A 15030-nucleotide genomic window follows, 5' to 3' on the forward strand; every position below is an offset into this window, starting at 1 on the left:
TTTTAGAATTGTTATCATGTTTTTGGAGCTGTAAAATTAATAAATAAATTCTGTAATTAATTATTGACAAATGTTAAAAAAATTATTTTAACGTTTTTGGGATCAAACAAACGGGTATTGCTTCCATTTTATGCTTGTTGCTGGTGTTTAATCTTTTATAAATTTCAAAGACAGATTTTTCTCTCCCATTAAAGTCATCTGCTGATTTTCCTGACTCTGCGGCAATCATTGCCCATTCAAGTTCGTCATAACTAGCGCCTAATTGATCTTCATCGGTTCTGTTATCTCCAAAAAGTCCGTCAGTTGGAGCAGCTGTTAAAATTGATTCCGGAACTGTTAAATACTCTCCTAAAGCATAAACATCAGATTTCATTAAATCGGCAATTGGACTTAAGTCGACACCTCCATCACCATATTTTGTGTAGAATCCTACACCGAAATCTTCTACCTTATTCCCTGTTCCGGCCACTAAAAGCCCGTGAATTCCAGCTAGATAGTATAAAGAAGTCATTCTTAATCGTGCTCTTGTGTTGGCTAGCGATAAATTAACTTTTGTTGAATCTTTTGAAGTAGGCACAGCTGCTTTAAAAGCCTCAAAAGTGTCAGTTAAATCAGTCTTAACACTTGAGACATTTGAAAAACGTTTTTTTAGCTGCTCAATATGTTCTCTTCCTCTTGATACCTGACTTTCAGCTTGATGTATCGGCATTTCAACGCATAAAACTTGCAAACCGGTCTGCGCACACAAGGTAGAAGTCACTGCTGAGTCAATTCCACCTGAGATTCCGATTACAAAACCATTTACTTTTGCATTAGCCGCATAGTTTTTTAACCATTCAACAATATGTGTATTTACTTTTTCTGTCTGAATTGTGCTTTTTTTAGCCATAATAGTTCAAGTTTTAAGATGGAGGGATGTATATTTGCAGAATTATTTTTTTAAGTAAAAAAATACCTAAAAATCCAGCAACACAAATCTAAATAAAATAAAATGAAAATGTATCGCTTTGTAGTGGTTCTGTGCTTGTTTTTTTTGTCTTGTGACCAAAAAACAAAGGTTGAAAAAGAAGTAGAAGAAATTCCGGTTGATATTAAAGTTGAACGCTTTGATAAAGCGTTTTTTGAAACCAAACCTGAAGATCTTTCTAAATTAAAAAAACAATATCCATACTTTTTTCCTGGAAATGATGATAATATCTGGCTTCAAAAAATGAAAGAGCCAATTTGGAGAGAAGTCTACGAAGAAGTACAAAAAAAATACAGCAACTTTGAGCCTGTTCGCGAAGAATTCAATGAACTTTTTAAACACGTAAAATATTATTTCCCAAAAACTAAAACTCCAAAAGTAGTTACTGTAATTGGAGAAATGGACTATAATGCAAAGGCAATTTATGCAGACAGTCTGGTTGTGGTTGCTTTGGAGTTGTATTTAGGCAAAGATCATAAGTTTTATGAGTTTCCTAATTATATAAAATACAATTTTGAAGAAAGACAAATTATGCCGGATGTGGTTTCGAGTTTTACATACAGAAACATCCCGGCTTTTCCTGATAAAAATTTAGTTTCACAAATGATTTTTGAAGGGAAACAGCTGTATGCAAAAGATTTGCTTTTGCCAAATTATACAGATGCAGAAAAAATGGGATATACGCCCGAACAAATAAAATGGTGTGAAGAAAATGAAAGCTATATGTGGCGATATTTTCTTGAAAATGAAATGTTGTATAGTTTAGATCCTAAACTTACAACCCGATTTATAGCACCTGCTCCATTCTCTAAATTTTATTTAGAAATAGATAATGATTCTCCGGGAAGGGTTGGGGCCTGGATAGGCTGGCAGATTGTTCGTTCGTACATGAAGAATAACAATGTATCGCTGTCGGAATTATTAAAAGTAAACGCAAAAGAAATTTTCGAAAAGTCAAAATATAAACCTAAGAAATAATGTCAAATACTATAAAATCAGAAATTAAATTCAACGTTGAATTAGACGAAAACCGTGTTCCGGAAAAATTAACATGGAGCGCTCAAGATGGCGGTGTTGCCGAAGAAGAAGCAAAAGCGATCATGTTGTCAATATGGGACAGTAAAGCGCAGGAAACAATGCGTATTGATTTGTGGACAAAAGATATGCCTGTAGATGAAATGAAAGTTTTCTTTCACCAAACTTTAGTGGCTATGGCTGATACTTTTAAACGAGCAACAGATGACGAAAAAATGTCGGATACAATGAAGGACTTCTGTGATTACTTTGCAGAAAAACTGGAACTTGCGAAGTAAGTTTTTTTAAATTTCAAAATAAATAAAAATTCCAAATTCCAATATTTGAGAATGAATATTTATAAAAAAATCCCAAACTCCAATTTAAAATGGAATTTGGGATTTTTTATATTTTAAAATTTGATTTTTACCTTGGGATTTGGAATTTGAAGCATTGGAAATTTAACTCTAAAATTCCGAGTTATTTTTAAAAACTTCCTGATTTACTTCGTCTATATAAGACAAAAGTTCTTCTTTTCCGATTGATTCTGTAGATGAGGTTACAAAATACTGAGGCATTTCGGCCCAATTGTTGGCAAACATTTGTTTGCGATAAGCGGCAATATGGGAGTCAATTTTTCCTTTACTGATTTTATCTGCTTTGGTAAAAATAATACAAAACGGAATTTCGCTTTCGCCCATATATGACATGAATTCAATGTCAATTTTTTGAGCTTCATGACGAATATCAATCAAAACAAAAGCGCACACTAATTGTTCTCTGTTTTCAAAATAATCAGTAATGAACTGTTGGAAGACTGATTTTGTTTTTTTTGAAACTTTAGCATAACCATAACCCGGTAAATCGACCAAAAACCAGTTATTATTGATTTTAAAATGATTTATCAATTGTGTTTTTCCCGGTTTTGCCGATGTTTTGGCTAAGTTTTTATTATTGGTAATCATATTTATTAATGATGATTTACCAACGTTGGATCTGCCTATAAATGCATATTCCGGAAGAAAATCTTTCGGGCATTTTGATGCATCAGAATTACTGACAATAAATTCGGCGGTATTAATTTTCATGTTTTTTCGGGTTTTAAAACCTCAAATATCAAAAGTTAGATGCTATAAATTCTTTTCGGTAAGCCATTTTTCAAGAATTTCATTAAATTCCTGAGGATGTTCCATCATAGCAGCATGTCCACATTTGTCAATCCAATACAAAGTTGAATTTGGCAATAAAGTATTAAATTCTTCAGCAACATTTGGGGGTGTTACAGTATCATTTTTACCCCAAATAATACAGGTTTCAACTGTCATTTTTGGTAAATCTTTTGCCATATTATGACGAATTGCACTTTTGGCAATAGTCAGCGTTTTAATTAATTTGATACGATCATTTGCCGTTGCATACACTTCGTCGATAAGATCCGGAGTTGCAATTTTTGGGTCATAAAATACAGCTTCAGCTTTTGTTTTGATGTATTCGTAATCGCCTCTTCTTGGATAGCTGTCTCCCATTGCGCTTTCGTAAAGTCCAGAACTTCCTGTAATTACAAGTCCGGCAACTTTTTCTGGATAAAGTTTTGTATGGTACAAAGCAATGTGTCCTCCAAGAGAGTTTCCTAGAAGAATAACCTTGTCAAATCCTTTGTAAGTGATAAAGTCTTTTACGTATTTCGCAAAACTTTTTACGTTTGTTTTTAAAATGCTTTGAGTGTATATTGGCAAGTCCGGGATTACAACTTTGTATCCTTTCGCTGGGAAATATTGCGCTACACCATCAAAGTTACTAAGACCTCCCATTAATCCATGTAAAATAACAATTGGAGTTCCTTCGCCAGCTTCAAAATAGCTGTATTTGCCTTCTTTTTTGTAGTTTTTGTCCATCTAGTTTTATGCCAATTTCAATTTCGACAAATATAGGGTTTAATAAATAAAAATGAATTTTTGCTGCGATTTTTTAACTACATAATTTTAGTAGAACTTATAAGTGGTTAAAAATCAGGTTTTAGAATGTTTTTTACTACATTATGAATATGTTAAATTCATTGCATAATAATTACTTTTTTAAGGAAAATACTATTTATTTTTCGTAATTGTTAAAAGAATTGATCTTCGAACTGATTAATATCTAAAGTATTGATTTGGTTATAATTAAACAAGGTGGTAGAAAAGTGGTTAAACTTATTAACAAAGTGGTATTTAGTGGTAATATGTGGTAATTTTTTTTATATTTTTGCTGTATAACATGTTAAGTAGTTTTTCTTGAATTCAATTGTAGGGACATACGAGTGTAAAGTCGATGCAAAAGGGCGGTTAATGATACCTGCACCTTTAAAAAAGCAGCTGGCGACCTCTCTTCAGGACGGTTTTGTCCTGAAGCGCTCTGTTTTTCAACAATGTCTTGAATTGTATCCAATGGATGAATGGAATTTGATGATGGCGAAAATTAACAAGTTGAACCGTTTTGTGAAGAAGAACAATGATTTCATTCGCAGATTTACTGCCGGCGTAAAAGTGGTAGAGATTGATGCATTAGGAAGATTGCTTGTTCCAAAAGATTTGGTGACTTTTTCAGGTATTTCTAAAGATGTTGTATTCTCATCTGCGGTTAATATTGTGGAAATTTGGGATAAAGATTTATATGAAAAATCAATAAGCGGCGAAGATATGGATTTTGCTGATTTAGCCGAGGAAGTAATGGGAAATATTAATGACGACGACAATGGAATATCATAATCCGGTTTTACTTCATCCAACGGTTGATGGTTTAGATATTAAACCAGACGGCATTTATGTAGATGTTACGTTTGGCGGCGGCGGACACTCAAAAGAAATTTTGAGACGATTAGGGCCAAACGGAAAGCTGTTTGCTTTTGATCAGGACGAAGATGCATTGGCAAATGCACTGCCAGACGAAAGATTTACGCTGATTAATGAGAATTTTAGATTCATAAAAAGGTTTCTTCGTTTTCACGGTGTAAAAGCGGTTGACGGAATTCTGGCAGATTTAGGGGTTTCATCACATCAGTTTGATGTTCCTGAAAGAGGTTTTTCAACCCGATTTGATGCTGAACTCGATATGCGGATGAGTCAGAAAAATGATTTGAATGCCTTTCGTGTAGTTAACGAATATGAAGAACAGGATTTACGTCGTGTTTTTTTTGATTATGGGGAGTTGAAAAACGCACCGGTTTTGGCAAGAACAATTGTTGAAGCAAGAAGAGATTACCCAATCAAAACGACAGATGAACTGAAAGAAGTTTTAAAAAGATATTTACCGGAGAAAGTTCGAAATAAAATATTGGCTCAGATTTATCAGGCCATTCGAATTGAGGTAAATCAGGAAATGGATGTTTTGAAAGAATTTATTGAACAGTCTCTTGAAATTTTGAAACCAGGAGGAAGATTTTCAGTAATATCATATCATTCTCTTGAAGACAGACTGGTAAAAAGATTTATTAAAAACGGAATGTTTGAAGGTGAACCAGAAAGAGATTTTTACGGAAACTATTCAGTACCGTTTAAAACTATTGGAAAACTGATTGTTCCGGACGACGAAGAAATCAAAATCAACAATAGAGCAAGAAGTGCCAAATTGAGAATTGCTGAGAAGCTATAATATATATAGGTAGAAAAAATGAAAAGCGGAGTATTTAGCATATTAAAAGCAAGATTTTTAATAAACGATGATGCAGTAAAAAACTGGCGGTTTATTGTTTTTATAATTCTGCTGGCGATTTTAATGATTGCAAATACACAGCGATACGAGCAAAAGGTTTTTGAAATCGCAAAATTAAATAATGAAGTAAAAGAGCTCAGATCTGAATTTGTAGACCGACGCTCTGAACTGATGAAATTAAAAATGGAATCAACGATATCAGATAAGATGCAGGAAAAACAAATTTTTCCATCGACAGTTCCACCAATAAAAATAGAAGTTAAAAAAGAAGAAGAAAAAAGTTTCTTTAAAAGAATATGGCAGTAGACGATAAACATATATCCTACAGAATTTACCTCGTAGCAATTTTCATCTTTTTGATGGCAATTGCTATTGTCGTTAAATTAACTAATATTCAATGGGTTGAAGGAGATCATTACAGACAACTGGCAAAACAGCGTACAGTTAGAAATTTTGTAATTCCGGCCAATAAAGGAAATATTTATTCAGCAGATGGAAGTTTACTGGCAACATCAATTCCAAATTATGAGATTCGTTTTGATGCAAAAGCGCCAAAGCAAGAAACTTTTGAAAAATATGTAAAACAATTGTCTGATTCTTTAGAAACAGTTTTAGACAGACCATCTGGTTATTACGAAAAAGAATTAAGAAAAGCGAGAACAAATAAAAATCGATATTATTTAATCGCCCGCAATTTAAGCTATACAGAATACATGAAAATCAAAGGATTTCCATTATTCAAATTAGGAGCTTTTAAAGGCGGAATTATCGTTGAGCAAGAGACAGTTAGAAAACACCCAATTGGTAAAATTGCAGAAAGAACCATTGGTTACGATCGTATCGATCCAGCTACAGGAATAGAAGTAGGAAAAGGAATAGAGTGGGCTTTTAAAAGTTACCTAAACGGAAAAGACGGTAAAATTTTAAAGCAAAAAATTGCAAAAGGACAATGGAAACCCATTCGTGATGTAAACGAAGTAGATCCAATTGACGGTTACGATGTAATTTCTACAATTGATGTTTTTATTCAGGATATTGCGCACCACGCTCTTTTAAAACAATTAGAAGATTACGAAGCAGATCACGGCTGCGTTGTAGTTATGGAAACAGAAACAGGTTACGTAAAAGCCATTTCTAATTTAGGAAGAGCAGAAGACGGATCATATTACGAAACAACAAATTATGCCATTGCTGAATCTCACGAACCGGGATCGACTTTTAAACTAGTCGATTTAATGGCCATTTTAGAAGATAAAGTAGCAGATACAAGTACGGTTTATGACAGCCACGGCGGTGTTGTTAAATATTACGGAAGATCTGTTCGTGATTCGCATAATGGGGGCTATGGGAAAGTTTCATTAGCACGCGGATTCGAACTTTCGTCAAATACTGTAATGGTTCAGGCAGTTTATAATAATTACAAAAGCAACCCGTCAAAATTTGTAAATCATATTAAAAATTTTGGTTTAGATAAAACTTTAGGATTACATTTTAAAGGAGAAGGTAGGCCGATTATCCCGCATCCGGGAGATAAAAGCTGGTCAGGAACTTCACTCCCTTGGATGGCTTTTGGATACGAAGTTTCAGTTACACCAATGCAGACACTGGCATTTTACAATTCAGTTGCTAATAATGGTGTAATGGTGAAGCCGCAATTTGTATCAGAAGTTAAAGAATGGAATAAAACCATTAAAAAATTTGATACAGAAGTTATTAATCCGAGAATTTGTTCGCCTGAAACGCTTAAAAAAATTAGAGCAGTTTTATTGAATGTAGTTAAAAAAGGAACAGCATCTAAATTGTATTCGAAAGATTTTTCGATGGCAGGAAAAACAGGAACAGCTCAGATGAATTATGGAGGAAAAGAAGGGAAATCAGCATTGTATTATGCGTCTTCATTCGTAGGATATTTTCCGGCAGATCATCCAAAATATTCATGTATTGTAGTGGTACATAAACCAAATACATCAAAAAATAATTATTACGGAGCAGACGTGGCAGGGCCGGTTTTTAAAAGAATTGCCCAAAAAATATTTACAGATGCGCCATCAACAAATAAAATAAAACAACTGGATTCTAAGATTCCAAAACAAGAAATCAGTTATGATAAGTTTGATAAAGAATCAAACAAAAAATTAAATCAAATTCCTAATTTAAAAGGAATGCCGGGAATGGATGCCATTGCTTTACTGGAAAATTTAGGTTTAAAAGTAAAAGTAAATGGAGTAGGGAAAGTAAAAAATCAGTCAATTCAGGCTGGTCAGAGTATTATTAAAAACACAACTATAGTATTAGAATTATCGTGAAAATACTAAAAGACATATTATATAAAGTGGCTATTGAATCTGTAACTGGTTCAACAGATATCAATATCCAAAAAATAGAATTTGATTCACGAAAAGTAGAAGCAAATGATATTTTCGTGGCAATCAGAGGTTCGCTTTCTGATGGACACGATTATATAGAAAAAGCGATTCAACTTGGTGCAAAAGCTATTATTTGTGATACACTTCCTGAAAATATTCAGAAAGAGGTTACTTATATTCAGGTAAAAGATACTAATGCGGCGCTTGCTTTTATGGCGGCTAATTATTTTGGAGATCCTTCTGCAAAACTAAAATTAGTTGGAGTAACAGGAACAAACGGAAAAACAACTATAGCATCATTGTTATTTCAGTTGTTTAAAAAAGCAGGATTTAAAGTGGGGTTATTATCAACTGTAAAAATAATGGTTGATGAAACAGAGTATCCGGCAACGCACACAACACCAGATTCAATTACCATTAATCATTATTTAAATGAAATGATCGAAGCTGGAGTTACGCATTGTTTTATGGAGGTAAGTTCACACGGAATCCATCAAAAACGTACAGAAGCTTTGCATTTTGTGGGCGGAATTTTTACGAATCTTTCGCACGATCATTTAGATTACCATGCCACTTTTGCTGAATACAGAGATGTAAAAAAATCATTTTTTGATTCGCTGCCAAAAACGGCTTTTGCGTTATCAAATATTGATGATAAAAACGGAACTGTAATGCTTCAAAATACTGTGGCAAGAAAGTTTACGTATGCTCTGAAATCGTATGCTGATTTTAAAGCTACAATTTTAGAAAGCCAATTATCGGGTTTATTATTAAAAATTAATGATAACGAAGTTTGGGTGAAACTGATTGGTACTTTTAATGCTTACAATGTTTTAGCAATTTACGGAACAGCTGTTGAGTTAGGACTGGATAGCCTTGAGGCGTTGCGTTTATTGTCTGATTTAGAAAGTGTTTCAGGTCGTTTTCAATATATCGTATCAGATGGTGGAATTACAGCTGTTGTAGATTATGCACATACTCCTGATGCTTTAGAAAATGTTTTAAAAACGATAAATGATATCCGTACAAAAAACGAACAATTGATTACAGTTGTAGGCTGCGGCGGAAACAGAGACAAAACAAAAAGACCAATTATGGCAAAAATTGCAACAGATCTTAGTGATAAAGCAATTTTAACATCAGATAATCCAAGAAACGAAGATCCGGAAGTGATTTTAGATGAAATGGAACAAGGTGTAGAAGCTCATAATTATAAAAAGATATTAAGAATTACAGATCGAAAACAAGCTATTAAAACCGCTTGTCAATTGGCTCAGCCAAATGATATTATTCTGATTGCAGGAAAAGGACATGAAACCTATCAGGAAATAAATGGTGTTCGCCATCATTTTGACGATATGGAAACAGTAAAAGAAATTTTAGATCAACTAAATAAATAATAAAGAGGAAATTCCAAATCCCAATAAACTTTAGATTTTGGGTTTTTAAAAAATTGGAATTTAATTTGAGATTGGAATTTAAAAAAATAGAAAAATATGCTGTACTATTTATTTGAATATTTTGACAAAACATTGGACCTTCCTGGAACGGGGGTTTTCCAATACATCACATTTAGATCGGCATTGGCATTTATGCTTTCATTGCTTTTGTCAACAATTTATGGTAAAAGAGTAATTAACTTTTTGCGCCGTCAGCAAGTAGGAGAAACGGTGCGTGAATTGGGTCTTGCAGGTCAAAATGAAAAAGCCGGTACACCAACAATGGGAGGTTTAATTATCATTTTTGCCACATTAATTCCGGTTTTGTTGTTTGCGAGGCTGCATAACATTTATATCGTATTGCTAATTGTAACTACTTTATGGATGGGAACGATTGGTTTTGTAGACGATTATATCAAAATATTCAAAAAAGATAAACAAGGATTAAAAGGAATTTTTAAAGTTATTGGTCAAGTTGGTCTTGGGATCATTGTTGGAGCAGTTCTTTATTTTAATCCTGCCGTTACAGTAAGAACAGATACAGGTCGTACAGATGTGTTTAAAACTGCTGTAAACTCGACTGTTATTGTACCTGCTGGAGTTGAAGAAAAGTCTACAGCAACTACAATTCCTTTCGTAAAAAACAACGAATTTGATTATGCCGAAGTATTGTCTTTTATGGGAGATGGATATGAGAAATGGGCTTGGTTAGTATTTATTCCGGTTGTGATTTTTATTATCACAGCAGTTTCAAACGGAGCTAATTTAACAGACGGAATTGACGGACTCGCGGCAGGAACTTCTGCAATTTCGGTCCTCGCACTCGGAATATTTACGTTTGTTTCCGGTAACATCATTTTCTCAAATTACCTCAATATAATGTACATACCCAATTCGGGAGAAATGACTGTCTTTATATCAGCATTTGTTGGAGCGTTAATTGGATTTCTTTGGTACAATTCATTTCCGGCATCTGTATTTATGGGAGATACAGGAAGTTTGACAATTGGCGGAATCATCGCTGTTTTAGCGATTGCAGTTCGTAAAGAAATATTAATCGTTTTATTCTGTGGAATCTTCCTTGCCGAAAGTGCTTCGGTAATTATTCAGGTAAGTTATTTTAAATACACTAAAAAGCGTTTTGGCGAAGGAAGAAGAATTTTCCTGATGTCGCCGCTTCATCATCACTATCAGAAAAAAGGATATCACGAAAGTAAAATTGTGACCCGTTTTTGGATTGTTGCCGTAATGTTAGCCATTTTATCAATTGTTACATTAAAACTAAGATAGATGAGGCTAGTAGTACTTGGAGGAGGAGAAAGCGGTGTTGGAACCGCGATCCTGGGAAAAAAGCAGGGATACGATGTTTTTGTGTCGGATTTTGGAAAGATAAAAGAAAGCTATAAAGAAGTTCTTATCATTAATAAAATTGCCTGGGAAGAAGAACAGCATACTGAAGATTTAATTCTAAATGCTGATGTTGTGATGAAAAGCCCCGGAATTCCGGACAAGTCTCCGATAGTAAAAAAACTAGTTGCAGCGGGAATAAAAGTGATTTCGGAAATTGAATTTGCAAAGCCTTTCACAGAAGCATTGACCATTGGAATTACAGGAAGTAACGGTAAAACAACAACAACAATGTTGACGCATCATTTGCTTAAATCGGCCGGACTCAATGTAGGCTTGGGAGGAAATATAGGAAAGAGTTTTGCCTGGCAGGTAGCCGAAAATAAATACGACGCATACGTTCTTGAATTAAGCAGTTTTCAGTTAGACGGAATAATAGATTATAGGCCGGATATAGCAATCATAACCAATATCAGTCCGGATCATTTAGATCGATATGAATATAAATATGAAAATTATATCAATTCGAAGTTCCGAATAACGATGAACCAAACCGAAAGTGATTATCTCATTTACGATGCAGACGATGAGGCAAGCACAGAATGGTTAAAAAACAACAAAACAAAAGCAAAATTAATTCCTTTTTCATTGACAAAATCATTTGACGAAGGAGCTTCTATAAATAACAATAAAATGGAAATAAAGATCAACCAAGAAGAGTTTACAATGGATACAGAACACATTGCGTTAGAAGGAAAACATAATATGAAAAACGCAATGGCAGCAAGCTCTGTAGCAAAACTGATGCAAATTAGAAATGCAACGATTCGTGAAAGTTTATCTAATTTTCAAGGTGTTGAACACCGTTTAGAAAAAGTATTAAAAATCCAGAATGTACAATATATCAACGATTCAAAAGCAACAAATGTAAACGCTACTTTTTTTGCTCTAGATAGTATGAATGTTCCAACAGTTTGGATTGTTGGTGGAGTTGATAAAGGAAACGATTACAACGAATTAATGCCATTGGTTCGTGAAAAAGTAAAAGCAATCATTTGCTTGGGAATCGATAACCGTAAAATTATTGATGCTTTTGGAGCCGTAGTAGACATTATGGTTGAAGTAAACAACATGAACGACGCTGTAAAAACAGCTCAAAGATTAACAGAAAAAGGCGATGCAGTTTTATTATCTCCAGCCTGCGCAAGTTTCGATTTATTCGAAAACTACGAAGACAGAGGAAAACAATTTAAACAAGCAGTGCATAATTTATAATTTTAGATTTTAGATTTTAGATTGTTCAATCTTTGAACTTAAAAAGTTCTTTTTGATTATGACGACGGATGAAATGAAGGTGAGAACCAAAAAGTTCTCATTAATGATAATTGAATTGGCGGAGAAAATGCCAAATACAAATGTGATTAGATCAATTACTAATCAAATAGTAAGAAGTGGAACATCTGTTGGAGCAAATTACAGAGCAGTATGCAGAGCCAGAAGCGATAGAGAATTTGTAGCTAAAATGAATATTGTTTTAGAAGAAGCAGATGAAACTTTGTTTTGGTTAGAAATTATAAAAGAAAAAATGTGGATTGCAAAATCTGAATTAGAAATAATTTGGAAAGAAGGAAATGAACTGACTGCCATTTTTGTAAGTAGTTTAAAAACAGTAAACAACAGGATAAATAGTAAAAATTAGTTTAAAGGTTTAGGAAGAAAAAATCTGAAATCTAAATTCTAAAATCTAAAATATGAAGGAGCTGGTAAACAAATTAAAAGGAGACAGGGTAATATGGTCATTCGTGGCTTTATTGGCGTTGTTTTCATTTATGCCTGTTTTTAGTGCAAGTAGTAATCTGGCGTACATAGGTCACGGAACCGGAAATACCTTGGGTTATTTAGTAAAACACCTAGCTCACGTTTGTATTGGTTTCCTGATTATTTACTGGGTTCACAAAGTACCGTATCATTATTTTAGAGCGATTTCTAAAATTGCGCTTCCAATAGTTTGGTTGTTGTTGTTGTATACTTTGTTGAAAGGAACCGTAATTGCAGGAGCCAATGCCAGCCGTTGGATTCAGGTGCCGTTCATTGGGATCACGTTTCAGACATCAACATTAGCGGCAAGCGTATTGTTTATTTACGTAGCACGTTATTTGTCGAAAACCAAAGAAGAAAATGAGCCGTTTCAAACCTCATTCATTCAGCTTTGGGTTCCGGTATTTATCACATTAGCATTAATATTACCAGCTAACTTTTCGACAACAGCGTTGATTTTTTCAATGGTAATGATGCTCACGTTTATTGGGAAATATCCATTAAAATATATTGCGTTTATTATTGGTTCAGGAGTTATAATGCTGGCGTTTTTCCTTTTGGTAGCAAAAGCATTTCCGGATTCAAGATTCTTCAGCAGGGTTTCAACATGGGAAAGCCGTATTATGAACTTTACCACAGATAAACCAGATGAAGATGATTATCAAATTGAAAAAGCAAAAATTGCAATTGCCTCAGGAAGATTAGGCGGATTAGGACCGGGAAAAAGCGTTCAGAAAAACTTTTTACCACAATCATCTTCCGATTTTATTTATGCGATTGTAGTAGAAGAATATGGTTTAGTCGGCGGAGTTTCAATATTACTGTTGTATTTATTATTGTTATTCCGATTTGTAATCGCCTCACATAAAGCCAATACATTATTCGGAAAATTAGTCGTCGTCGGTCTCGGATTTCCGATGATATTTCAGGCGATGATTAACATGGCGGTTGCCGTAGAATTGCTGCCGGTAACAGGGCAGACACTTCCGCTGATAAGTTCCGGAGGTAGTTCAATCTGGATGACTTGTTTCTCACTTGGAATTATCATTAGTGTAACCAAGAAAGAAGAAGAAATCGCCGAAGAACAACAAGAAAAAGAAAGAAGAAAAGAAGCGCTTCAAAGATTGATAGACAAAGAACTAGCCGAAGAAGATCTGCCGGTAGATGAAAGAGAAGAAATTTACGAAGAAGAAGCAATGTATTCAATTCAGGATAATTCAAGAAATCCGATGAATGCAGTTTTAAATAAATAAAAGGATAAAACTAGTTATGACAAAGCATAAATTCATACTAAGCGGAGGAGGAACAGGAGGACATATTTATCCTGCAATTGCGATTGCAAACGAATTAAAATCACAATTTCCGGATGCTGAATTTCTTTTTGTAGGTGCCAAAGACAAAATGGAAATGCAAAAAGTGCCTCAGGCTGGTTACGAAATAAAAGGTCTTTGGATCGCCGGTTTACAGCGAAAACTGACTTTACAAAATATGATGTTTCCTTTAAAACTAGCAAGCAGTTTATTAGAGTCAAGAAGAATCATTAAAAAATTCAAACCTAATGTAGTTATTGGAACGGGAGGTTTTGCCAGCGGACCATTATTGCAGGCGGCAGGGTCGGCTGGAATTCCGACAGTAATTCAGGAACAGAATTCTTTTCCGGGAATCACCAATAAATTGCTAAGCAAAAAAGCCAATGCAATTTGTGTAGCATATGAAAATTTAGAAAGATTTTTTCCAAAAGAGAAAATCGTTTTGACAGGAAATCCGGTTCGCCAGGATTTAATTGATATCGAAAGCAAACGAGATGAAGCTATTGCTTTTTACGGTTTAGACCCAAATAAAAAAACACTGTTGATTTTGGGAGGAAGTTTAGGAGCGAGAAGAATCAATCAGTTAATTGAAAAAGAATTGCCAAATTTTCTTTCGCAAGATGTTCAAATAATCTGGCAATGCGGAAAATTATATTTTGAAGATTACAAAAAACACAATCAACCAAACGTAAAAGTGGTTGATTTTATTGAAAGAATGGATTTTGTTTATGCCGCTGCAGATGTGATAATTTCGAGAGCAGGAGCGTCATCAGTTTCAGAATTATGCATTGTGGGTAAACCGGTCATTTTTATTCCGTCTCCAAATGTAGCTGAAGATCACCAAACTAAAAATGCACAGGCAATTGTAGAAGCCAAAGGTGCAATTTTGTTGAAAGAATCTGAGCTGGACAGCGAGTTTAGCATTGTTTTTGAAGCGCTGCTGAAAGATGATGGAAAACAAAAACAATTAAGTGCCAATATTAAAAAATTGGCAAAACCAGATGCAACAAAAGTGATTGTGGAAGAAATTAAAAAGTTGTTATAATATAACTTTTTAGAAAAATTATGAAACATTCAGA

General features: G+C 34.1%; 15 protein-coding genes. 12 read left to right on the forward strand and 3 right to left on the reverse strand.

Going from position 1 to position 15030, the window contains the following annotated elements:
• Window positions 1-82: 82 nt before the first annotated feature.
• Entirely contained in the window at window positions 83-889 is an 807-nt protein-coding gene (gene nadE / locus ABDW27_RS16160; RefSeq protein ID WP_343696829.1) for an NAD(+) synthase, read from the reverse strand.
• 102 nt (window positions 890-991) lie between these two features.
• On the opposite strand from nadE, the gene gldB reads away from it, so the two are divergent.
• The gene (gldB, locus tag ABDW27_RS16165) at window positions 992-1945 is read left to right on the forward strand and encodes a gliding motility lipoprotein GldB (protein ID WP_343696830.1); all 954 of its coding nucleotides are present in this window, start codon (window positions 992-994) and stop codon (window positions 1943-1945) included.
• Window positions 1945-2280 (forward strand): gliding motility protein GldC, encoded by a 336-nt coding sequence (gldC, locus tag ABDW27_RS16170; protein WP_343696831.1) that lies wholly within the window; start codon window positions 1945-1947, stop codon window positions 2278-2280. Before gldB ends, gldC begins: the two co-directional genes overlap by 1 nt.
• A 168-nt stretch (window positions 2281-2448) precedes the next feature.
• Here the strand turns inward: gldC and yihA are convergent, their stop codons facing one another.
• Both yihA and ABDW27_RS16180 read right to left on the reverse strand, forming a co-directional pair.
• Window positions 2449-3069: a ribosome biogenesis GTP-binding protein YihA/YsxC gene (gene yihA, locus ABDW27_RS16175; RefSeq protein ID WP_343696832.1), complete on the reverse strand. Its 621-nt coding sequence runs from the start codon at window positions 3067-3069 to the stop codon at window positions 2449-2451.
• A 42-nt stretch (window positions 3070-3111) separates the two neighbouring features.
• Entirely contained in the window at window positions 3112-3876 is a 765-nt protein-coding gene (locus ABDW27_RS16180) for an alpha/beta hydrolase (protein WP_343696833.1), read from the reverse strand.
• Between the two features lie 378 nt (window positions 3877-4254).
• Between ABDW27_RS16180 and ABDW27_RS16185 the strand changes: the two genes are divergently transcribed.
• From ABDW27_RS16185 to murG, 10 genes are all read left to right on the forward strand, one after another.
• Window positions 4255-4728, forward strand: coding sequence for a division/cell wall cluster transcriptional repressor MraZ (locus tag ABDW27_RS16185; RefSeq protein ID WP_343696834.1), 474 nt, complete (start codon window positions 4255-4257; stop codon window positions 4726-4728).
• Window positions 4703-5611: a 16S rRNA (cytosine(1402)-N(4))-methyltransferase RsmH gene (gene rsmH / locus ABDW27_RS16190; RefSeq protein WP_343696835.1), complete on the forward strand. Its 909-nt coding sequence runs from the start codon at window positions 4703-4705 to the stop codon at window positions 5609-5611. The genes ABDW27_RS16185 and rsmH overlap by 26 nt, the downstream gene beginning before the upstream one ends.
• Before the next feature lie 18 nt (window positions 5612-5629).
• Entirely contained in the window at window positions 5630-5977 is a 348-nt protein-coding gene (locus ABDW27_RS16195) for an FtsL-like putative cell division protein (protein ID WP_343696836.1), read from the forward strand.
• Window positions 5968-7977 carry a penicillin-binding protein gene (locus tag ABDW27_RS16200; protein ID WP_343696837.1) on the forward strand — a complete coding sequence of 670 codons (2010 nt, stop codon included), beginning with the start codon at window positions 5968-5970 and terminating at the stop codon, window positions 7975-7977. Before ABDW27_RS16195 ends, ABDW27_RS16200 begins: the two co-directional genes overlap by 10 nt.
• Window positions 7974-9437 carry a UDP-N-acetylmuramoyl-L-alanyl-D-glutamate--2,6-diaminopimelate ligase gene (locus tag ABDW27_RS16205; protein ID WP_343696838.1) on the forward strand — a complete coding sequence of 488 codons (1464 nt, stop codon included), beginning with the start codon at window positions 7974-7976 and terminating at the stop codon, window positions 9435-9437. Before ABDW27_RS16200 ends, ABDW27_RS16205 begins: the two co-directional genes overlap by 4 nt.
• A gap of 96 nt (window positions 9438-9533) precedes the next feature.
• Window positions 9534-10766 (forward strand): phospho-N-acetylmuramoyl-pentapeptide-transferase, encoded by a 1233-nt coding sequence (gene mraY / locus ABDW27_RS16210; protein ID WP_343696839.1) that lies wholly within the window; start codon window positions 9534-9536, stop codon window positions 10764-10766.
• A complete protein-coding gene (murD, locus tag ABDW27_RS16215; RefSeq protein WP_343696840.1) occupies window positions 10767-12098 on the forward strand; it encodes a UDP-N-acetylmuramoyl-L-alanine--D-glutamate ligase in 1332 nt (443 codons plus the stop codon).
• 58 nt (window positions 12099-12156) lie between these two features.
• On the forward strand, window positions 12157-12522 hold the full coding sequence (locus ABDW27_RS16220) for a four helix bundle protein (protein ID WP_343696841.1): 366 nt from the start codon (window positions 12157-12159) through the stop codon (window positions 12520-12522).
• 52 nt (window positions 12523-12574) lie between these two features.
• A complete protein-coding gene (locus ABDW27_RS16225; RefSeq protein WP_343696842.1) occupies window positions 12575-13894 on the forward strand; it encodes an FtsW/RodA/SpoVE family cell cycle protein in 1320 nt (439 codons plus the stop codon).
• 16 nt (window positions 13895-13910) lie between these two features.
• Window positions 13911-14996, forward strand: coding sequence for an undecaprenyldiphospho-muramoylpentapeptide beta-N-acetylglucosaminyltransferase (gene murG / locus ABDW27_RS16230; protein WP_343696843.1), 1086 nt, complete (start codon window positions 13911-13913; stop codon window positions 14994-14996).
• Window positions 14997-15030 lie beyond the last annotated feature (34 nt).

Origin of the sequence: Flavobacterium sp., from assembly GCF_039595935.1 — a bacterium.
In the GTDB taxonomy this organism is placed as follows: domain Bacteria; phylum Bacteroidota; class Bacteroidia; order Flavobacteriales; family Flavobacteriaceae; genus Flavobacterium.

Excerpts from the sequence above, each read along its gene's own strand:
- nadE (WP_343696829.1), bottom strand. The coding sequence starts at position 889 with ATGGCTAAAAAAAGCACAATTCAGACAGAAAAAGTAAATACACATATT.
- gldB (WP_343696830.1), top strand. The coding sequence starts at position 992 with ATGAAAATGTATCGCTTTGTAGTGGTTCTGTGCTTGTTTTTTTTGTCT.
- gldC (WP_343696831.1), top strand. The coding sequence starts at position 1,945 with ATGTCAAATACTATAAAATCAGAAATTAAATTCAACGTTGAATTAGAC.
- yihA (WP_343696832.1), bottom strand. The coding sequence starts at position 3,069 with ATGAAAATTAATACCGCCGAATTTATTGTCAGTAATTCTGATGCATCA.
- ABDW27_RS16180 (WP_343696833.1), bottom strand. The coding sequence starts at position 3,876 with ATGGACAAAAACTACAAAAAAGAAGGCAAATACAGCTATTTTGAAGCT.
- rsmH (WP_343696835.1), top strand. The coding sequence starts at position 4,703 with ATGACGACGACAATGGAATATCATAATCCGGTTTTACTTCATCCAACG.
- ABDW27_RS16195 (WP_343696836.1), top strand. The coding sequence starts at position 5,630 with ATGAAAAGCGGAGTATTTAGCATATTAAAAGCAAGATTTTTAATAAAC.
- ABDW27_RS16200 (WP_343696837.1), top strand. The coding sequence starts at position 5,968 with ATGGCAGTAGACGATAAACATATATCCTACAGAATTTACCTCGTAGCA.
- mraY (WP_343696839.1), top strand. The coding sequence starts at position 9,534 with ATGCTGTACTATTTATTTGAATATTTTGACAAAACATTGGACCTTCCT.
- murD (WP_343696840.1), top strand. The coding sequence starts at position 10,767 with ATGAGGCTAGTAGTACTTGGAGGAGGAGAAAGCGGTGTTGGAACCGCG.
- ABDW27_RS16220 (WP_343696841.1), top strand. The coding sequence starts at position 12,157 with ATGACGACGGATGAAATGAAGGTGAGAACCAAAAAGTTCTCATTAATG.
- ABDW27_RS16225 (WP_343696842.1), top strand. The coding sequence starts at position 12,575 with ATGAAGGAGCTGGTAAACAAATTAAAAGGAGACAGGGTAATATGGTCA.
- murG (WP_343696843.1), top strand. The coding sequence starts at position 13,911 with ATGACAAAGCATAAATTCATACTAAGCGGAGGAGGAACAGGAGGACAT.